Here is a 20,669-nt window from a genome sequence, read left to right as displayed (position 1 = left end):
AACTCATTTCAATTGAATATTCACAATTCTTATGAAGAGAAGCTGAGGGAACTGGACCGATGAAGCTTCAGCAACCTGCCATTATGGTGAGGTGCTACATCCAGCAAATGGTATGATCCATTTGAAAAATAAGAAGAAGTGGCTAATTGACGGTAAAATCAGCTCTTCTTCTGAAGGGCTGATTTTTTATTTTACAATAAAGGAGACGGAATGATGGGCACTTATCACCTTGATACAACACTCGCACAAACAGGAAACCGAAGTGAAACAGCAACAGGAGCAGTTAATCCTCCTGTGTATTTCTCTACAGCCTATCGGCATGAAGGGATCGGAAAATCAAGCGGGTATGATTATTCGCGAACAGGCAATCCGACGCGTGATTTGTTGGAGCAGACAATCGCTGATCTGGAATCCGGCGCAGGAGGTGTGGCTTTTAGTTCAGGAATGGCTGCCATCCAGGCTACTTTTTCGATTTTTGAACCGGGGGATGAGTTCATTGTAACGAAGGATGTTTATGGTGGCTCCTATCGTATTTTCGAAACTCATTTCAAAAAGTTCGGCCTCAACTTTCACTATGTGAATAGCTCTGACCCAGCAGATTTTGAACAGGTCATTACAAATAGAACGAAAGGACTGTTCATTGAATCTCCAACAAACCCTTTGATGAAACAAATCGATATCACGGCACTGGCTAAGGTTGCTGAAAAGAACAAAATTTTATTAATCGTGGATAATACATTCTACACGCCATACCTTCAGCGTCCACTTGAGCAGGGAGCGGATATCGTGCTCCATAGCGGGACTAAATATTTGGGCGGACATAATGATGTACTTGCCGGATTGGTGGTAGCTCGGGATGGCAAGCTTTTAGAAGAACTTCGCTTGGAACAAAATTCATCAGGAGCGGTATTATCTCCGTTTGACAGCTGGTTATTGATGCGAGGGATGAAGACGTTAGGGTTGAGAATGCGACAGCATGAAGAAAATGCCAAACAGCTGGTCAAGTTCCTGGAACAAAGTCCTTTTATTGCTGACGTTTTATATCCTGGCAAAGGCGGTATGGTTTCCTTTCGTGTTCAGGATGAAACAGCCGTCCCACATCTACTCGAACAACTGAAACTGATTACATTTGCAGAGAGCCTGGGAGGAACAGAAACGTTCATCACCTATCCAGCTACCCAGACGCATTATGATATACCAGAAGAGATTCGCAGCAGCTATGGAGTTTGTAACAGGCTCCTTCGCATGTCCGTAGGAATCGAAAATGTTGAGGATTTAACTCAGGATCTACAGCAGGCATTAGAAAACTCGCACCAGCATGTCTGATTTTTCCCCTTGGAAATGCCCCCTTACCCTAAGAGCGTAAGGGGGCTATTTTCACCAGATAAATAAAGCGAGAGTAGTGGATACCATCAGCCCAATGATGACAGGGAAGAAGTTTTTGCGAACAAGTTCCATAACAGAAACCCCGCAAAAACCAGCTACAGCTACCAGCGATGACCAGGCGATCAAAGTTCCGCCGCCAACCCAAATGGATCCCATCTGTCCAATAGCTGCCAGGGTAGCAGGATCAATATTCCCTGAAGCAAGTGCACCAGATAATGCCCCTGTCAATGGCAGACCGGAAAAACCAGACCCATCCAAACCAGTGATCATACCGATAATCAGAATACCAAAGGCAGACAGCACCATATTTTCCGGGATTACATTTTGACCTGCCTGCACGAGATCGAACAAAAATGCTGGACTGGCCTCTTCTCCCAGTGACAGAATGCTTCCGGCGAAATCTCCACTTCCCAGGAAGAAAAAGCCGGCAATCGGGATGACAGGTCCCATCGCTTTAAAAGCAAATACAAAACCTTCTGTAATGTGCTCGGAAATACGATCCAGTGCCTTCCCTTTTCCAAAAGCAAGCGTCGCAAAAGATAATAATAATACAGCAACACCGCCGATGAACGCCGCTCCGTCTCCTCCTTCAAAACCACCCATTCTTCCACTGCTGAATTTCGTGTATGCCATATATAATATAACCAGCAGCATGGAAAGAGGGACAATGACAGCAAAAACTTTCCCCCATCGCGAATCTGTTTGAGAAGCAGCAGATCTAGTTGTACTGCCACCGCCCGGCAATGATTTTAAAGCTTTTTCGTTTTCAGGGTCATTCGGTTTTCGAATCTGTTTTCTAATCAACATATAGGCGATAGAGATGGCAACAGCACCGGTAATCAAAGATAATAGTAAAGCTTTATCTGCTACTGCGGCTGTTTCGATACCAGCTGATGTAGCGCTCAACATCGGTGCGACCTGGATCACATAGTCCGAAGACAAAGCCATTCCTTGTCCGGATATAGCCACAATCATTGCGGCCCCCATAATAGGAAGCCCTGCTCTGACAGCTGCTGGTACCAACAGCGCACAAATTAATGGTACAGCTGGAGTCGGCCAGAAAAATAACGAAATGACAAAGGTGACAAGGATCAACATGATAAAAGCGATATGTCCGTTCGTCATCACTTTTTGAATCGGAGCAATCATTTGTCGATCGGCACCCAAATCCTTCAATGCATGCAGCAAAGCAACCATGAATGTAATAATGAGGAAAATACTGAACAACTCTTTTGCTGCGGTCAGGTTTGCATTAAATACAGAAGTGAACCCACTGACGAGATTCCCATTATAAATCCATGCAACCAGGAAAGTACCAAGCAGAGTCGGAAGCACGACACCTTTCCTGAATATCATGGTCATAATAACAGCCAGCGTCACAATTGCATAAACCCAGTGAGCTGCGGTCAAAACCATCTTGATGTCTCCTTTCGAGCCTAGTGCTCGATTTTGGAGTATTCTATGTGCATCCGCCTATATATGTGTGGGCTTATCATTAAATAGGCGGACATTATAAAAAAATGCATTAGAAAAACTTGCTTGTTGCCAAGTACTTTTGGCAAAAGTCTTTCACCTTTTCATTCCGTAGACCTTTCTTAAAGTACAAAAAAGACGCTCCAGTGCGGAACGTCTTTAAAATTTACAACTTTCCTTCTTCCTTTAGTACTTCTTCAAATACTGCGACAATATCAGGATCGTAATGAATGCCAGCGAGACTCTTGATTTCTTCCATCGCATATTCTGCCGTAAACGCCTTACGGTAAGTTCTATCCTCTGTCATCGCATCAAATGTGTCACACACAGCGATAATTTTCGCTTCATATCGGATTTCTTCCTCTTTCAGTCCATAAGGATAGCCTGATCCATCCAATCGTTCATGATGTTGAATTATTATTGGTGCTAACTCTTTGTAGTATGTATTCGCCAACATGTCAGCGCCATCCCCAGGATGCTTCTTAATCAGATCGAACTCGTCTTTTGTAAGCTTTCCAGGCTTGTTCAGTATGTCTTCTGAGATATTAATTTTTCCTACATCATGAAGTTCAGCAGCTAAGTGTGCATGCTCCAATTGCTGCTTTTTTAGATGGAGTTTTTGAGCTACCTTTACGGTGTAGTGTGCAACTCGTTTGCTATGCATATACGTATACCGATCTTTTCTTTCAACTGTATAAACAATATCTTTCAGTTTTCTAATATATTCGCTAACATCTTTAAAGATAGGTTCTGTTATTACCCATAAGTATTTCGTATCCTTTAAGGCAGTAAAATGAACTGGAGACTTAAGTTTTTTGATGGAAAAATAATCATTTTCTTTGAGGATTATTTCCTCGCCTTCTATTTCTCCTTTAAGTTCTCCGCTTAACAGATAAAAGAACTCCATGACTTCTTTATTTTCACTTGGATAAATATAAAATATATTACTTTCGTGGATGGTTTGTAGCATAATTTCTACGCCATCTCCACGTTCTAGCAGGCTGAGTTCATGGGAACTAACTTTATATTTATCTAGATATGAGCCGCCTTTAGCTATTTTTATTCCTTCCACATTCACTCCTCCTTAGCTCAAAACAACTTATACCCCTACTACTCTTACCGGATCAACCATTACTGTTCGGTCAGCAATCTGCACCTCTACCCATTCCACTTCAGCGTCCACTCCGAGTTTTTCTATAGCATTGATGGTTGTATAGGTCAACGTTCGGGTAGTGTAATCAAGCAACGCAATCAACAAATCAAGGTCCTGGTTATATTTTGCTGTACGTGCTGCCGCTTCTTCCTCATCCTCAATTGTTTCCATGTCTTGCAGGTAATTATCCTGAAGCACATTTCCTGCTTCCTGAGCTTTCTCAATTAAAAAGTAAATTTTACTATTCGTGGTATCAGCCAGCTTCAAAGCTGCCTCCATATTTTCGGCTTCATTATCGGCTGCGAAAACATTACCTCCTGCAGCCAGCGTCAACACTAAAGATAAAATCATCATTCCAACTAACTTTTTCATCATTCCTATTACCTCCTGTTATTTGGGTGCGTTATGTATTCTCATTTGCTGATAAGACATACTGAAAGCGGGTCCACTCACCCCTTATATCGTCACAAAAAGCAAGAACTTAACAGAATGCTTCAAATTATGACATTAGAAAAAAATGGTTTATCGCCAAGTACTTATGGCGAAAGCCTTAGATTTCCTTATACATTAAACCTAACAAAGCCACAATTTTAAGGTATAAAAAAGAATCGTGTGATTGGCTCACACGATTCCGCAAGATGCTGTTCCATTTTTTTGTAAGTATTTCTGATGATACTCTTCTGCTTCATAAAAAGGAGCTGCCTGTTTGACCTCGGTGACTATTTCGGTTTTAAATACTCCCTTTTGATTCCATTCCTGAATTTTTTCTGCAGCAATCTGCTTCTGCCGGTCATCTTGAAAGAAAATGATGGAGCGATATTGAGACCCAATATCTTCTCCTTGACGATTCCTTGTCGTTGGATCATGGCATTCAAAGAATGCATCAACAAGTTCAGAGTAAGAAATTTTTTCAGGATCAAAATCTATTTTCACTGATTCAGCATGGCCGGTCTTCCCTGTTTTGACTAATTCATACGAAGGATTTTCAATAGTACCTCCGCTGTAACCTACTTTTGTCTGGTCTACACCATTTAAACGTTCGAACCATGCCTCTACACCCCAGAAACATCCTGCTGAAAATACTGCTATTGCCATTACTCATCGCTTCCTTTCCACTCACGTTACTTCTTTCGCAAGAGATTGACGAGCCTTTATACGTTGAGAAACACTCAGCTTCTCACCAGGTCTTTCTGGTGAAAACCTAAGCGTTTCTTATACTTTAATCCCTTTAACAAAGGTAAATGCTTAAAGTATAAAAAGATCCCTCTCTTATCCAAAAGAAAGGGATCCGTACGTTTATGCATACGTCCTCTCATCTTTCAGGATCATTCATCCTGCAGGAATTGGCACCGTTCGAATCATGACGATCCGATGGTTGCCGGGCATCAAAGGGCCAGTCCCTCCGCCTCTCTGGATAAGAAGTTAACGATAGTATTTAAATTTGTAATTCTTATCTTACAATAAATGCTATGCCGAAGTAAAGGGATAAAAACCATTTTTTTCGAATAGGTCCTTTATTTTTTTCACAACCTATAGCGAGCATGCTAAGGGAAAGAGGTGTACATATGGGCTGGATGTCCGTCATACCGTTCGTTGCTGTGGTTGTAGCCGCTATTTGGACGAAACAAGTAGTGCCAAGTCTCTTACTGGCTGTAGTTGTCGCTGGGTATCTCGCCGAACCAGACTGGCTGGGAGGGATGACTACTTCGCTTCAGTTCATCATTGAGGGTTTACAAGACGAAAATAACTTAAAAATCATCATCTTTCTTTATGCATTTTCAGCATTGATAGGGCTTATTAAATTCGCCGGGGGAATAAAGGGGTTCGTACGAGCAGCTACAGAAAAAGTGGATACAAAGCGTGGAGCATTCCTATTGACCTGGTTGTCATCTGTCGGCACCTTCAGCGCCCCCAGTTTCCGTATTGTCACTATCGCTCCTGTAATGAAAGCCATGCGAAAAAAGCTGCCAATGACGAAGCAGGAATTAGCCTTTGTCATTGAAACGACCGCTTCTCCGCTTGTTGTTTTAATTCCGGTGGCTACCGCTTTTGTAGGATATATGAGCTCGGTAATTGAGATGTCAATTCATCAGGCTGGGACTGAAGGCGACCCTTATAGACTCTACCTTCAAAGTATTCCGTTCAATTTTTTCGCATTCGCTATGCTCGGGATTGGATTCTATCTCAGCTTTTTTCACCGGAATAAAAAGTCTGCAACCGATGCGGAAGATGGAACAAAACAAGCAAACGAAGAAGACGACCAATGGGAGGACTGCCACCCAGCTGTCGCCAAAAATCTGCCTACCAGACCGTGGACATTGATCATACCTTTGTTCAGTGTGATTATCCTGACTTTTTTATTGATGTACGTGCTTGGTTTGGCTAAAGGTGAACAAGGGTTTCAAGCCTTAATTAACGCTAATGTGCTTGATGCTATGGTATTGGCCGTAGTGCTGACCATCGTATTACTGATGGTCTATCTGAAAATCGTCCGCCAGCCCTTACGAACGATGATGAATACGTTGATACATGAAGGAAATGAAATGATGGGGGTTATCGTACTGCTTGCGATGGTATGGGGATTGAGCAAAGGTTCTGAAGCTTTGCAGTTCGCTGATACGGTTTCGTCTTCCTTCGGATGGATACCTCCTGGCTATGTAGCCGTTGTCCTCTTTATCGTTGGGTGCGGTTTATCTTATTTTATCGGCTCTTCGTGGGGAACCTGGGGGATTCTAATGCCTGTCGGAGTGTCGATCGCCGTATCTGCAGGTAGCTCATTGCCGATTGTCATCGGAGCCGTCTTTGCCAGTGGGACGTTCGGTGCGTTTGCCTCCCCTTTAAGCGATGATACCAATACTACAGCAGGAATATTAGATCTTAATCCGGTCAAATATGCTAAATTCAAGCTGAAACCCGCTCTTATTGCTGCGGGTGTAGCGGCTGTAATCTACTTTGCCTTTTCCTTTTTTATGTAAACGTGAATTTTATAGCTTCATAAGCAAACAACCAGCCCTCAAGATGAAGGGCTGGTCGTTTGTTATCGAGCGCTGAAGTTTTGGAAGACATTCTTAGCTGGAAGTTTGTAAACTTCCCGGTCAAGCAGATGATTGATAATAACTTTGTTTCGGTGAATCGCCAATCCAAGATTGGTAGAGCCTACCCCATGGGTGTGAGAGATGCCACTGTGTACATAGATTTCGTTCGCTTCTTCGGTTGTTTTCAAACGATAATCCGCTTCTACTTTATATCGCCCTTTCTCATCCCACTCAATGATGGAATCCAGACTGTCAATGAATTCGGGGACAAGGGGCTTATAACCGGTTGCCGTTACCACTACCTCACTGGCATGGGTAAACGTTTCGTCTGTTTCCGTCTGCCTGCAGGTAAGTTCGTAGCCTTCTCCATTCGATTTCTGTTCTATTTTTTCTACTTCTGACAATACTTGAAGCCCTACATCTAATGGTTCACCGCCAACCGAATGTTCATACAACAGGTTATAGATATCGGTCACCGTGTGGTTGCTGATTCCTTTATAATATAAGCCCTGGGTCGGAAATATTTCATCTTTTTTCTCCTGGGGAAGCTGGTAAAAGTAATTGACATAGTCCGGGGAGAAATGTTCCAAACTTAGTTTCGACTCTTCCATCGAATCAAACCCTGGGGAACGCGTAATCCAATCAAGCCGGTAGCCATATTGTTTTTGTTCTTTCAACAATTCCCGGAACGCTTCCGCAGCGCTTTGCCCCGATCCGACCACCGTCACTGATTTTGCTCTTTTACACCGATCCTGATGGTTTAGGAAATCAGCCGTATGGAACACATCTTCCTCCGGCAACCCTTGCAATGATGCAGGAACGGCTGGGACGCTTCCAGTCCCTAACACGAGATTTTTCGTGCGGAAAGCATGTGTTTCATTCGTGGCAAGGTTCACAACCTCTACTTCAAAATAAGCTTCGTTGTCCTTCACATGCCTAAGGTTCGTCACCCGGTACCCGAACTTACAACTGGAAAGCTGACCAGCCACCCACTGGCAATAATCATTATACTCCCGGCGGGGGATATCCAGGCGCTGTAAAAAATAAAACTGATACATACGCTCATTTTCATTGATATAGTTTAAAAATGTATACTTGCTGCGCGGATCTGCCATAGTAACTAAATCAGCCAGAAACGGTACCTGGAGCTTCGTGCCTTCAATCAGCATTCCAGGATGCCACTCGAACCTTTCCTTTTGTTCAAAAAACATGGCATCTATTTCCGGCTGTTCATCCAATAGTGCTGCCAGGCTCAAGTTGAACGGTCCTGCACCAATACCAATCAAGTCATATAATTTTGCTTTGTCCAAATCCTTCACTTCCCCTGTATGTTGATTTCTCCGATTGTCACACTATCTTTTATCGTATCATAAGTTTTACGGTACTTGCCTAAATACTAAAAAAAGACCACAAGCGGTTACACTTATGGTCCTCTATTTCAAGCTAATCTATTCTATCTGGAACTGAAATGCGCCCCATTATCAATGTGGACGAATGGAATATCCGTATCCACTTCGCCGGTGATGTGTGCCATCTCAATATCTTCTCCTTTTAGCCATTTACCGAAGTCCAATTCGGTAGGCTCCTGGTCTCCACCTAAGGCAAACCAGGTTTTCATCTGATGGGGAAGATAGACGGATGTGTGGATGGTACCAGCCCAGCTCTTGTATTTTTTCGAAAATACACCTTTATCCGTATCATTCATGACACGGAAAGCTTCATAAGCCTGCTTGGCACCACCACGCTCCATCGCATCCATTCGCTTATAGGAATCAGCGAGGTGATTACGATTTTCATGCTTCATAATTTCAAAATGATTGGTGCACATTGCTGATTGACGAACTTCGACACCACGCGGGGAAGCCTCAACTACATAGGTCTGTCCACTTCGATCATACACAATATAACTGAAAGAGTGACGATGGGGGATTTCCTTTAACATGGCGATTGCATCCGCTACATCAGCACAGCTCTCTAATATGAGACGACCGATCATACAGCAGATGAAACCTAAGCCCGGCTTTTTGCGATGCATGAAATTATACCCCAGCACAAGTCCTTTCTCATTCATTCCGTCCATACGTCCGGTAATTCGCTGTGTTGGACCAGCGATGGCATATCCTTGATCGGTCGGCTGGAAAAAGACATATCGGCCTTCATATGTTTTCGGCTGATAATCATAATTCCGCACGAAAAAGTCTTTTCCCGTCAGTATCGAACACCCGGACTTTTGATAATTAACACGGTAGCCGCCAAATTCTTTCATCACCCGTTCCATTGGCCAGCCAAGGCTATCCCGTAACCCTTCCAGTTCCGCCCAGACACCTGGTGCGAATTTAGTGATGGCTGCTTTTACTTCTTCTTCTTCCACCGTAAACCTTGGAATTCTTACCTTCCATTGTTTTTCACGGTTTTTGACTGTCAGAGAATCTTTTAATAGCTCCCCCTGTTTATAGCCAAAATCATAATGGGTACCTCGAAATTGTACTATATCGCTATGTATTTTCTTCAAGCTGATCCCTCTTTTACATGAATGTATGTAATAAGACTACCTATAATTGTCATCATTTTTCAAATGAATAGAATTATTTTATGATAGAACATAGCATGCATTCCAGTTGAAAGGGTGAAATCAGTGTATAAAATTGAAGAACAACGCCAGCAAGTGATTGCTTCCATGGCTGACCTTACCGATGAAGAAGCACGAAAAAAACCGGATGAACATACATGGTCCATCCTGGAAACACTGGAACATTTATATTTAATCGAAGGATGGGTGACTCAGCAGCTAAAAAAATCATTAGCTGAAGAGGACGTTCAGGAAGCGAAGGAAAAGCCTATTGAGCGAACGGTGGATCGCTCCCATAAAGTAGAGGCACCGGAATCGCTTCGTCCAAAAGGCAAATTTGATTCCCTTGATGAAGCTTTGGATAGTCTCTCCAAAAGCAGAGATTCCTTGCTGTTTCTCCTTCGAAACTATGAGGAAGAGGATTTTCGAAAAAGAGCGATGCCTCATCCTGCTTTTGGCAAAATGAACCTGTTACAATGGGTCGAGTTCATCGGATATCATGAGCTCCGTCATCTGGAACAGATGAAAGAAATAAAAAATGCTTTATAGTGGTCTTCCACTATAAAGCATTTTTATGTTTTTATTTTCGCGCTCAGACGCCCACTTCGCAGCAGCATGCTCATGCGCAACAAAAAACCCAGCCCATAAGTGGGGCTGACTTAAACTTCTATGGTACTATAGTTACGGGGACTTTTGCAGAATGTAGGACGCTGTAGCTTATGCTGCCTAAAATCGCACCTTTCAATGCGCCCATTCCACGGGATCCCATAATGATTCCTTCGACTTCTTCCTCATCCGCCACTTCACATATAGCTGGAGCTACTTTTCCAGCCATCTTTCTCGTTTCTACCGATACAGGAACGCTTTTCAGATGTTCATCCGCCAGAGCAATTGCTTCGTTAGCTGCTTTTTCCTGCTGAGCTTCAATTTCTTCATTAGTAAAAACACGATGAGTGTTATACGTGTCGAATAGCGGTTGTACGTTGACGAGAAGGATACGACTTCCATTTTGTCCTGCTAGCTTAGCGGCATAATCAAGGGCACGCAGGGAGTGCTCGGAACCGTCTACCGGTACGATGTATTTCTTGACCATTTTACCCCTTCCCTTCTCTAGGAATCTACCTCAATTATACCATATCCCTATCGATTACCGGAATTTTCTGATCAATCGTTCAGAATTCGTTCAATTACATGGGCGACGCCGTGGTCTGTATTCGACAATGTCACCCAGTCTGCTTCCTCTTTAACGATGTCCTGTGCATTTCCCATCGCTACACCAAACCCAGCCTCACGGATCATTGCTATGTCGTTCAGGCTGTCACCGACCGCCATAATCTCGTTCATGGACAGGTCAAGCCAGTTGGTTACCTTTCGTAAGGCAGCGGCTTTATTAACACCGGCAGCATTGACTTCGATATTTGTCAGGCTTGAATTAGTCACTTCCAATGCTTCATTTTTTACTAATTCATCATAAATAACCTGACGCACTTCATCATCTTCAATATCGAACCCGAACTTCAGCCATTCATACGTTTCAATATCCCGGTCGAATGGTTGTCCAGAATTGAACATTCCTTCTGAAGTACTCGACCAAAAAATGGTATCATGCTGTTCTTTCAATTCCCATAACCGCTTGACCAGGCTGGCTTCGAGCGGCTGGCGATCCACTAATTTAAAATTATGATCATAAATCTCTCCCCCATTGACGGTGACAATATAGGAAGACCGGCCAAGCTCTTCAGCAATATCCCGGCAATTCGGCAAGGAGCGACCGGTACTTAAAACGACATGAAGCCCCTTTTCCTTAGCTCGTTGAATAGCTTGTTCATTCTCCTCTGAAACATGGCCTTCGTCATTGACGAGGGTACCATCCATATCAAGTGCAATCAGTTTTATATCCATGACTAACACGTCCTCTCATTTGCTGACCTCATTTTAATATTCCATAACTTTTTATATAATAACAGAAAAAGAAGGGGGTATTCATCTCAAACTTCTGGAGTTGAAGTCAACCAGCTACAAAGGAGTATCCATAATCATGTGATTTTAATGTTTTCCAGACAAAAAACAGCCCCTTTGAAGGGCTGCTTTGTCATTTATAGAGTTCCGCTGGCAGCTTCTTTACAAACGACAGCATGAGACTGAGACCTTTCCGCGTTTCTTTATCGTTCATCATCCGCATCAACTGCATCATGGAAGGAGGTTCCCTATAAGTCTGCTCCTGCATCGCCATATCAAAAGCACCTACCATACCGTCTGCAAGTTCGACGGCTCCTTTTTGTACAAGTTCATCCCCAAGTTCAATTCCTCTGATTACCTTGTCCATCATATCGGAAATCATAGGACCAGTCATAGCGGACTTCATACTTTGGACCAGTTCAGCAGCTTCTGCCAAAGTCTTTATTGTTCCGCTTTCTTCCAGCTTTTTCACTTCCATTAAAGTTCGTTGTAAATTTTCACTGACTTCCGGGAAAGTCCTTAGCAGCTCCACCGTTTCCGGCTGTAGAACATCATCAGCAACTTCGATCATTTCCACGACTTTCCCGGCAATTCCGGTTACCATTTCCGCTGTAACAGCCTGCATGGCTGCTTCAGTGAGATTTTCTATTTTTTCTGTATTGTTCATAGAGGGCTCAGTTATTACAGCAGTCATGTTCTCCCCTCCTCATAAAATACCCCTGGCATTCAGCCAGTATAATTCATTATAGACAGACTTAAACCAGTGAAGCATATCAGAAGTCGTCGCTGGTTTAGGCGGATGCTGGTAATCAAACGTGATCATACTTGCATCTTCAAGACTATTCTCCAGGAAACAAGCGACCTTACCACTGTATCTGGCGGTTTCCGGTCTGCCTTTTACACGACTGATAAGGTTATGAACTAATGTTTCAGCTTGATAATGAGCCGTAGACCCTGCCTTGCTGATTGGGAGATTGGTAGCATCACCAACGACATAGACATCATCAGAACCTTCCATTTTCAGGTTGTAACGGTCTGTCGGGATAAAGCCATCTTCATCGCCGAGTCCTGAGTCAATCACAGCTTTTGCTCCTGTATGTGCCGGAATCGAGATGAGAATATCATAGGAATGTTCTTCCCCATCCATGGTAATCGCTACTTTCTTTTTTGAATCTACTTCTTCCAGATTGAAAAAGGTTTCATAATCAATATTTCTTTTTTCAAATTCCGGAAGTCCCCAATCCGCCACAGGCTGCAGCGAATGAATACGGCCAATTGGATACGTATATTTGATTTCCACTTGATCACGAACACCTTTTTTGCGGAAATAGTCATCAAGCATTAATGTGATTTCCAGCGGTGCAGCCGGACATTTATGGGGGACATCAATGGTAATCAGGATCTTACCTTCCTGAAAGTCGGCAAGTTTATCACGAAGCTTTTCAGCTCCTTCTAACGTATAGAAGTTGTCTGCACCTTCAGATAAACCAGGAATACTATTCATATCAGGATGGGACCCAGTAGCAATGACCAGATAGTCGTAGCTGTATGTAGACTTATCACCATGAACGCGATTGGTTCCAGGGTCGATTATCTGGACATCATCATAAACAAGGTTGACCAGTCTGTGGGCTATTCTTTCTTGCTTTCGTATGAAATGTTCCGGCTGCTGTTCATTAAATGCTATAAATAAATAGCCAGGCTGATAGATGTGTTTCTCTGTATTGCTTAATAACGTGATTTCTACTTCGTTTCTTTTAATTTCGTCTGGAAGCTGTCTGGCGAGACGGTTGGCTACCATCATTCCTCCGCTGCCTCCACCTACAATTACTATTTTTTTCGGCATTAAAAACGCTCCTTTTACACCACCAGACTCTCAAGCTGGCAGCAATCGTTATTTCATCTTACGGACCGCGATGTAATAATCTTCACCTTCCAGTCGTTCATTGGCAATTTCATGCCCCATTTTGTTAACCCACTCCGGAATGTCAACACGAGAGCCCTTATCATCAGAAATTAACTCAATCACATCTCCCATTTGGCCTCGCTTGATACTTTTCACCAATTCCATTAATGGACCAGGGCAATAGGTTCCTCGTGCATCCACTTGCTTAGTGAAATCTACTTGACGCATTATAATTTCCTCCCTTTACATTGTGATAACTTGAGCATTATTAGTCATTCCTAGAAACGCAGTGACCCCAATGACATCATCAAAGACATCTATCATATCTTCTTTTTTCCACTCCATCAGATCCATCGCCAGCGCACAACCGTAGACATTGATCTCCCCGAAGTCTTTCCCTTCTTGCAGCAAGTGATCGAATAATGGAATTTTCTTCGCCAGAATCTCCTTACCGACTACTCCGTACTTAAAATCTGTCTCTTCAAAATTATCCTTGTGAAAAGGTACTAAGGCATTCATCGTTACAAATACATTTACTTTCATGCCTGACATCGCTGCTACTGACCCGACTAATGAACCGGCATGGAGCTTTTCTAAATCCTCCGAAATCAAAATCAATGCTAATGAAGGCGCTTGCTCACTCATTGCTATTCCCCCTTGAACTTGATGCCCCTATTATACATACAGGGGTATAGGTATGTCTGTGTCATCCATTTGGCAATAATATGGCCAATTTTTGAAACTATTCAATAATTCGAGTAGTGTGATTGACAAAAAGTTAACAATACCAACACTGTAAAAATTAAAAATCCTGAAACCCCTTTAACAGCAAGGGTTCCAGGACATTTTCAAATGTGCTATTCTTTCTCAAACAGTTGTTTCGTACTCCATTTCCCATATTTGTAATAAAGTGATGCCACCACACTGCTGATGACAAAACTTACCCCCATACCAACCGCAATTCCTGAATCTCCTAACAGCCTGGAAAATAAGGCGGTCAACGGATACCGGAGTACCCAGAAAGAGATGATATTCAACACAAGTACCTGATACATAGCACCTGAAGCCCGGACGATTCCATTCAAGATAAAGTTGATGCCTAAAAATGGATAAAAGAAGGCTACTATTCGAAGATATTCACCACCAAAAGCTACTGGGGCTTCTTCCTGCACGAACAATTTAATTCCATATTCCCCAAACAACACTAACAGCAACGCAACCACCAGCATGATTGTTATCGTATAAATCAAGCCATAACGAGCGATCTTATGGACGCGATCCCAATTTTCCATGCCAATATTTTGACCTGCCATACTGTTCACAGCGGTTGCCAGTGCCATAGGTGGCAGCATCAAAACACTATCCAGGCGCTGTGCGGCACTGAATCCGGCTACTACATCCTCTCCGAATGCAGTGACAACACTCATGATGGCAGCTACCCCGGCAGAAATGACAGCCATCTGCAGTCCTGAAGGGATCCCTAAGTGCAGTATTACCCCCACTTCCTGTTTACTCGGAATGGAAGGGATAGAAAATGGAGCAAGATTCTTTTTCAGAACGATATACATCCCATAGAGGAAAGAGGCTCCTTGCGCAACAACCGTGGCATATGCAGCTCCGTCAATACCCAGGCTGAAAACGTAAATGAATAATGGATCGAGTACGGCATTCAAAAGAACAGCAGCCACCACGAAACGGAGCGGGGTTTTGCTGTCCCCAAGTGCACGCATAACCGTTCCGATGAAGTTATACCCCATTAAAAAAAGAATACCGATGGAGTTGATCTGTAAATATGCTTTCGCTCCCGGCATCATCGCATCCGGTGTTCCCAACATCAACAGGACTCTTTCGGCCAACAGGAAACCAAGGAGGCCCAGTCCAGCAGCTAAAAATAGCAAAACGACAACAAACGCATTCAAGTAGCGCTTCAGACCTTGCTGATCGTCTTTCCCTTTCTGTTGCGATAAAACAGTCAGTGTCGCATTGTTAAGGCCGATGATGAATGACAAAAGCGTAAATAGGACCGTACTCGCTACAGCCACAGCACCCAGTGCATTTCCCCCGAGGAGATTTCCAACCCACATGCTGTCGATGAACTGGTACGATACCTGAAGCAAGTTGGTCAGCATAATTGGACCTGAGAAGCTGACGAGCTGTTTTCCTATATTTCCGCTTGTAAAATTATGTTGATTCCCCATAACCGACTTCCTTTCTCCTCTACTTTATCATCCTGCCAGAATAATTGCTGTTTATAATCTTTCCATATGGGTATTTAAAGGTTGAACGCTGCTATGACGGTGTTCATGAGGACCAAGTATATAAAAAAGGAACCCCACACAAGCCGATAAGGAGGTCGATTGCGGGCAAATCATTAAATAAAACGGAAAAATCCCCCAAACAGTAAAACCCTTTCATATCAAGGGTTTAAGATTCGATTTTTTTGAAACTTTTAGAAAATTACAGAATTCCTAAGCATTATTTAAAGAATCCCCCATTAAGCACCACTCAGTATAACTCAGCGATAATAAACCTTATTCAGCAAGATTAAGCTAGTTTGATAAAAAAACGGGAGCGATTTAATATTATCAAGTATGTAAGGTCACACCTTATTAAAAATGGAAAGGAGAATCCACCATCACTCAAACGACAAAAGAACGAGCAGTATCAACCGCAACATTAACATTTAGCGAACCAAACTTGGATGATGGAAAAGCAATGTGGGAATTAGTCGATAATTCCTCTTTAGATCAAAATTCAGCTTACAAATATCTCATGATGAGTGAGTTTTTTTCTGATACTTGTGTAGTAGCAAAAGAAGATGATAAATTAGTTGGATTTGTAACCGCGTTTATCCCCCCTGAACATCCTGATGTGGTGTTTGTCTGGCAGATTGGAGTAGATTCTTCCCAACGAGGGAAAGGAGTCGCATCCAAACTTCTCAATGAACTTGTAGCACGGGAAGCATGCCAGGATGTCCATTACCTGGAAGCGACAGTCACCCCATCGAATGAAGCATCTCAATCCTTATTCCGAAGATTAGCTCGTGATCATGATACCGAGTGCAAGGTCACCGAACGTTTCACAGAAGAAATGTTCCCTGGCGATGAACACGAAGAAGAATTGAATTTCCGAATTGGACCATTTAAACGGTAAACTTTGAAAATAAATACCAAGTAATCCGATGATTAAACAAGGAGGAAAACAATGAGTAAAACTGATATGAACATCTTTGAAAAATATGAATCTGAGGTACGCAGTTACTGCCGCGGCTTCCCTACTGTATTTTCTAAAGCGAAAGGCTACAAAATGTGGGACGAAGACGGAAAAGAATATATCGATTTCTTCTCCGGAGCTGGCGCATTGAATTACGGGCACAATGATGATCATATGCAAGATAAGCTTGTAGAGTATATCAAAAGCGATGGTCCAACCCATACGCTGGACATGGCCACAACAGAAAAAGCGAACTTCCTGACAAAATTCAATGATGTCGTTCTGAAACCACGAGACTTGGATTACAAAGTCATGTTCCCTGGACCAACAGGTACAAACACGGTTGAAAGTGCTCTGAAACTTGCACGTAAGGTTACAGGCCGTACAGATGTCATCAGCTTTACAAACGGCTTCCATGGCATGACCATTGGCTCTCTATCTGTTACGGGTAATGCAATGAAACGTAAAGGTGCTGGTATTCCATTGAATAATACCGTGACCATGCCATACGACAATTTTGTTGATGAAAGTATGGATACACTTGAATATTTAGAACGTTTCCTGGAAGACAACGGAAGTGGGGTAGATTTACCTGCCGCAATGATTCTTGAAACTGTCCAGGGTGAAGGCGGCATCAATGCAGCACGTATGGAATGGCTGAAAAAAGTCGACGAAATCTGTAAGAAGTGGGACATCCTGTTAATCATTGATGATGTGCAGGCAGGTGTCGGACGTACTGGTACTTTCTTCAGTTTTGAACCAGCAGGTATCAAACCTGATATCGTATGTCTGTCCAAATCATTGAGCGGTTACGGCCTTCCATTTGCAATCACTCTCTTCCGTCCAGACCTTGATATCTGGGCTCCAGGTGAGCATAATGGAACATTCCGCGGCTTCAATCATGCATTCATCACAGCTTCTGCCGCTTTGGATTATTGGAAAGATGAGCAATTCGAGAAAGGGATCCAGCAAAAATCCGAAAAAGTAAAAGATTTCCTTGTTGGACTTACTGAAAAATATCCAGAGCTGCAAGGTACCTTCTGCGGTCGTGGTCTTATGGTCGGTATCGAATGTGCAAAAGAAGGGCTTGCCGATGAAGTTGCAGCGGAAGCTTTCGAGCGTGGTTTGATTATGGAAACTTCCGGACCGAAGAGTGAAGTATTCAAATTGTTCCCACCACTAAATATCGATGATGAAGGTCTTCAAAAAGGCTTTAACATCATAGAGGAAAGTGTAAAGGCATTAGTAAGTGAACCAGTAACTAACTAATCTACCAACGAACCAGGAGGAATCAGACATGAAAACAGTCAAACTACAAGACGTAATCGATTCAGAAAATCACGTAAAAGCAGATACTTGGGAAAGCAGACGTTTAGTATTGAAAAAAGATGGCATGGGCTATTCTGTTCATGATACCGTCATTAAAGCAGGTACAGAAACACATATCTGGTACCAAAACCATTTAGAATCTGTCTACTGCATTGAAGGCAAAGGCGAAGTTGAAACCATAAAAGATGGAAAAGTATGGCCAATCGAAAAGGATACCATCTATGTGCTGGATCAACATGATGAACATTACCTGCGCGCCGAAACGGATATGCGTATGGTATGCGTCTTCAACCCGCCGATCACAGGCCAAGAAACACATGATGAAAACGGTGTCTACCCACTAGTAGAAGATTAATAGTATAAAAGCTTCCAACTTTGGTTGGAGGCTTTTTTCTTTGCCTTCCCCCTAGTTACTATTCAACTAGCTATTCATTACTTTTTTGCTATATAATGGATGAAAAAGCAATGGAGGATTTTGTTAATGAAAAATGCTTTGATTGACCGCTTCATCCGTTATGCCAAAATAGACACCCAGTCTGATGCCAGCAACCCAGAGTGCCCTTCCACCCCTGGACAGCTGACGCTCGCCAATATGCTGATAGAAGAATTGAAAGGAATCGGTATGCAGGATGTATCCATCGACGAACACGGGTATGTGATGGCGACTTTGCCTTCCAACACAGATAAAAACGTTCCGACCATCGGATTTTTGGCTCACCTTGATACTGCCACGGACTTCACTGGTAAAAACGTCAAACCACAAGTAGTAGAAAATTACGACGGTAATGCGATCACACTGAATGACATACATAGCGTAGTTCTATCACCGGAAGACTTCCCTGAGCTAACCGGTTATAAAGGACATACCCTTATCACGACAGATGGAACGACATTGCTTGGCGCAGATAACAAAGCAGGAATCACAGAAACCATGACAGCGATGAACTATCTGATCGAGCATCCGGAAATAAAGCATGGAGATATCCGGGTTGCTTTCACCCCTGATGAAGAAATCGGACGAGGGCCACATAAATTTGATGTTGACCGCTTCCACGCCGACTTTGCCTATACGGTAGATGGCGGCCCTTTGGGGGAACTTCAGTATGAGAGTTTCAATGCTGCTGGCGCCCGGATTACTTTTTTAGGGAACAGTGTCCATCCCGGTACCGCTAAAGGTAAAATGGTTCATTCGAGCAAACTGGCAATGGAATTCCACTCCCACCTTCCAGCAGAGCAGGCACCAGAGTACACAGAAGGTTATGAGGGCTTTTACCATCTCATTTCCATGCATGGCGATGTGGAAAAAACAGAGTTAACTTACATTATTCGGGATTTTGATAAAGACACATTCCGAACAAAAAAAGAAAATATAGCCACCATTACGGATCAAATGAAGGAAAAGTATGGGCAAGAACGAATAATCTTAGAAATGGAAGACCAATATTACAATATGGGAGATAAAATCAAACCTGTTAAAGAAATCGTCGACACCGCCTATCAAGCAATGAAAAATATAGATATTGAACCGCTTGTCCGGCCCATCCGCGGCGGTACCGATGGCTCCCAGTTATCTTATATGGGCCTGCCAACACCGAATATTTTCACTGGTGGAGAAAACTTTCATGGAAAATATGAATACATTTCCGTTAATAATATGGAAAAAGCTGTACAAGTAATTGTAGAAATATCTCATCTTTTTGAACAACAGGCTTAGATGTCCGTCCAATTGCATGTGTAAACCTTCCTTTTTGCGGGTAATGGGTAGTAGGAAGACCAACATTTTTGGGGGAGTGTAAATTGTCAAAAAATGAAGTTTTACGTGAATATTTTCTAGAGCACGCAAAAGTAATAACGGAAGAGTGGTATAACACAATCGAAGAAAGTGATCCAGCTTCCATCTATGCCATTCGGACACCAGAAGTAGTAGAGAAATTAAAAAAACAGAATTATGACTTCCATCATTTTTTCACTCAAATCTTTGTGAAAACTGAAGAAGAGTGGGCGGAAATCTTTGATGAATGGGCATCTGAAATTGCAGCCGACCAAAACCACTTGAACACACCCAGTCACTACGTCATTCGAGAATTTATGAGAGTGCGTATGTTCTATCTCAAATACTTAAAAAGGTTTGTAAAAGAAACGGAACTTGACATAACACAAGAAGATATAGATAACTGGAATGAATTGGTCATCACAGGGTTCGATACTGCTATCCTGATGTTCGTCGAAGGTGCTAATAGAAATTCCAAAGAATTACTGAAAGCAAAAGAGGATATCATTCAACAATTGAGTGCTCCCGTCATTGCCTTGGACGATAAGCGGGCGCTGCTCCCACTGATTGGAGAGATTGATAGTGAACGCGCTGGTGTTATCCTGGAGAATACCCTTCATAATTGTTCCAGGATAGGGATTAGTCAATTGTATATTGACCTCTCTGGTGTAGCAACGATTGACACATTGGTAGCTCACCAGATTTCTAATTTAATTCAATCCTTACAACTCCTTGGCATCAAACCAATGATTTCAGGCATGCGTCCGGAAATCGCCCAAACCGCCATTCAACTTGGTATTGCGTTTGATGATGTCACGATCAAATCTTCCCTTGCAAATGCCATGGAAGAAAAATAAAAAAAGTCAGCAGTTGTT

21 protein-coding genes and 2 riboswitches are annotated in these 20,669 nt (G+C 42.8%); of the genes, 8 read left to right on the top strand and 13 right to left on the bottom strand.

All coding sequences use genetic code 11. From position 1 onward, the window contains the following. Window positions 1–26: 26 nt before the first annotated feature. A riboswitch (SAM riboswitch) is annotated at window positions 27–135 on the top strand. A gap of 78 nt (window positions 136–213) precedes the next feature. Next, the gene (locus B9Y67_RS03875) at window positions 214–1,326 is read left to right on the top strand and encodes a methionine biosynthesis PLP-dependent protein (protein WP_085505455.1); all 1,113 of its coding nucleotides are present in this window, start codon (window positions 214–216) and stop codon (window positions 1,324–1,326) included. Between the two features lie 51 nt (window positions 1,327–1,377). Here B9Y67_RS03875 and B9Y67_RS03870 read toward each other — a convergent pair whose 3' ends face one another. The 4 genes from B9Y67_RS03870 to msrA all read right to left on the bottom strand — a co-directional run bounded on the left by B9Y67_RS03870 (window position 1,378) and on the right by msrA (window position 5,107). Continuing rightward, window positions 1,378–2,802, bottom strand: a complete 1,425-nt coding sequence (locus tag B9Y67_RS03870; RefSeq protein ID WP_085505454.1) for a hypothetical protein — start codon at window positions 2,800–2,802, stop codon at window positions 1,378–1,380. Between the two features lie 223 nt (window positions 2,803–3,025). Beyond that, a complete protein-coding gene (locus B9Y67_RS03865) occupies window positions 3,026–3,931 on the bottom strand; it encodes an HD-GYP domain-containing protein (RefSeq protein ID WP_085505453.1) in 906 nt (301 codons plus the stop codon). Between the two features lie 27 nt (window positions 3,932–3,958). Next, window positions 3,959–4,387, bottom strand: coding sequence for a hypothetical protein (locus B9Y67_RS03860; protein WP_085505452.1), 429 nt, complete (start codon window positions 4,385–4,387; stop codon window positions 3,959–3,961). A gap of 246 nt (window positions 4,388–4,633) precedes the next feature. Further along, window positions 4,634–5,107 carry a peptide-methionine (S)-S-oxide reductase MsrA gene (gene msrA / locus B9Y67_RS03855; RefSeq protein WP_085505451.1) on the bottom strand — a complete coding sequence of 158 codons (474 nt, stop codon included), beginning with the start codon at window positions 5,105–5,107 and terminating at the stop codon, window positions 4,634–4,636. A gap of 214 nt (window positions 5,108–5,321) precedes the next feature. Further along, window positions 5,322–5,433: riboswitch (SAM riboswitch) on the bottom strand. Window positions 5,434–5,553: 120 nt separating this feature from the next. On the opposite strand from msrA, the gene B9Y67_RS03850 reads away from it, so the two are divergent. After that, window positions 5,554–6,987 carry a Na+/H+ antiporter NhaC family protein gene (locus B9Y67_RS03850; protein WP_254901693.1) on the top strand — a complete coding sequence of 478 codons (1,434 nt, stop codon included), beginning with the start codon at window positions 5,554–5,556 and terminating at the stop codon, window positions 6,985–6,987. Between the two features lie 62 nt (window positions 6,988–7,049). On the opposite strand, the gene B9Y67_RS03845 is transcribed toward B9Y67_RS03850, so the two are convergent. Together B9Y67_RS03845 and B9Y67_RS03840 are read right to left on the bottom strand one after the other, a co-directional pair. Next, window positions 7,050–8,357, bottom strand: a complete 1,308-nt coding sequence (locus B9Y67_RS03845; RefSeq protein WP_085505449.1) for a lysine N(6)-hydroxylase/L-ornithine N(5)-oxygenase family protein — start codon at window positions 8,355–8,357, stop codon at window positions 7,050–7,052. A 143-nt stretch (window positions 8,358–8,500) separates the two neighbouring features. Further along, window positions 8,501–9,559 carry a C45 family autoproteolytic acyltransferase/hydolase gene (locus tag B9Y67_RS03840; RefSeq protein WP_085505448.1) on the bottom strand — a complete coding sequence of 353 codons (1,059 nt, stop codon included), beginning with the start codon at window positions 9,557–9,559 and terminating at the stop codon, window positions 8,501–8,503. A 123-nt stretch (window positions 9,560–9,682) separates the two neighbouring features. Here B9Y67_RS03840 and B9Y67_RS03835 point away from each other — a divergent pair, with 123 nt between their 5' ends. Continuing rightward, window positions 9,683–10,165, top strand: a complete 483-nt coding sequence (locus B9Y67_RS03835) for a DinB family protein (RefSeq protein ID WP_085505447.1) — start codon at window positions 9,683–9,685, stop codon at window positions 10,163–10,165. 118 nt (window positions 10,166–10,283) lie between these two features. Here B9Y67_RS03835 and B9Y67_RS03830 read toward each other — a convergent pair whose 3' ends face one another. From B9Y67_RS03830 to B9Y67_RS03800, 7 genes are all read right to left on the bottom strand, one after another. Beyond that, window positions 10,284–10,709, bottom strand: a complete 426-nt coding sequence (locus B9Y67_RS03830; protein ID WP_085505446.1) for a universal stress protein — start codon at window positions 10,707–10,709, stop codon at window positions 10,284–10,286. 71 nt (window positions 10,710–10,780) lie between these two features. Then, on the bottom strand, window positions 10,781–11,518 hold the full coding sequence (locus B9Y67_RS03825; RefSeq protein WP_085505445.1) for a Cof-type HAD-IIB family hydrolase: 738 nt from the start codon (window positions 11,516–11,518) through the stop codon (window positions 10,781–10,783). A 190-nt stretch (window positions 11,519–11,708) separates the two neighbouring features. Further along, the gene (locus tag B9Y67_RS03820) at window positions 11,709–12,269 is read right to left on the bottom strand and encodes a helical membrane plugin domain-containing protein (protein ID WP_085505444.1); all 561 of its coding nucleotides are present in this window, start codon (window positions 12,267–12,269) and stop codon (window positions 11,709–11,711) included. 12 nt (window positions 12,270–12,281) lie between these two features. Beyond that, entirely contained in the window at window positions 12,282–13,421 is a 1,140-nt protein-coding gene (locus tag B9Y67_RS03815; RefSeq protein WP_085505443.1) for an NAD(P)/FAD-dependent oxidoreductase, read from the bottom strand. Window positions 13,422–13,469: 48 nt separating this feature from the next. After that, window positions 13,470–13,709, bottom strand: coding sequence for a sulfurtransferase TusA family protein (locus B9Y67_RS03810; protein ID WP_085505442.1), 240 nt, complete (start codon window positions 13,707–13,709; stop codon window positions 13,470–13,472). A gap of 15 nt (window positions 13,710–13,724) precedes the next feature. Then, on the bottom strand, window positions 13,725–14,126 hold the full coding sequence (locus tag B9Y67_RS03805) for a DsrE/DsrF/DrsH-like family protein (protein ID WP_085505441.1): 402 nt from the start codon (window positions 14,124–14,126) through the stop codon (window positions 13,725–13,727). Between the two features lie 212 nt (window positions 14,127–14,338). After that, window positions 14,339–15,679, bottom strand: a complete 1,341-nt coding sequence (locus B9Y67_RS03800; RefSeq protein ID WP_085505440.1) for an MATE family efflux transporter — start codon at window positions 15,677–15,679, stop codon at window positions 14,339–14,341. 436 nt (window positions 15,680–16,115) lie between these two features. On the opposite strand from B9Y67_RS03800, the gene ectA reads away from it, so the two are divergent. From ectA to B9Y67_RS03775, 5 genes are all read left to right on the top strand, one after another. Next, window positions 16,116–16,634, top strand: coding sequence for a diaminobutyrate acetyltransferase (ectA, locus tag B9Y67_RS03795; RefSeq protein WP_085505439.1), 519 nt, complete (start codon window positions 16,116–16,118; stop codon window positions 16,632–16,634). A 51-nt stretch (window positions 16,635–16,685) separates the two neighbouring features. Further along, window positions 16,686–17,963 carry a diaminobutyrate--2-oxoglutarate transaminase gene (gene ectB, locus B9Y67_RS03790; RefSeq protein WP_085505438.1) on the top strand — a complete coding sequence of 426 codons (1,278 nt, stop codon included), beginning with the start codon at window positions 16,686–16,688 and terminating at the stop codon, window positions 17,961–17,963. Window positions 17,964–17,991: 28 nt separating this feature from the next. Further along, complete coding sequence (locus B9Y67_RS03785) at window positions 17,992–18,378, top strand: ectoine synthase (protein WP_085505437.1); 387 nt, start codon at window positions 17,992–17,994, stop codon at window positions 18,376–18,378. Window positions 18,379–18,504: 126 nt separating this feature from the next. Then, on the top strand, window positions 18,505–19,737 hold the full coding sequence (gene pepT, locus B9Y67_RS03780; protein ID WP_085505436.1) for a peptidase T: 1,233 nt from the start codon (window positions 18,505–18,507) through the stop codon (window positions 19,735–19,737). Window positions 19,738–19,820: 83 nt separating this feature from the next. Further along, a complete protein-coding gene (locus B9Y67_RS03775; RefSeq protein WP_085505435.1) occupies window positions 19,821–20,651 on the top strand; it encodes an STAS domain-containing protein in 831 nt (276 codons plus the stop codon). The last annotated feature ends 18 nt before the right edge of the window (window positions 20,652–20,669 follow it).

Source organism: Thalassobacillus devorans (assembly GCF_900176565.1).
Taxonomy (GTDB): Bacteria; Bacillota; Bacilli; order Bacillales; family Halobacillaceae; genus Thalassobacillus; species Thalassobacillus devorans_A.
This window is presented reverse-complemented; position numbering and strand designations above follow the sequence as displayed.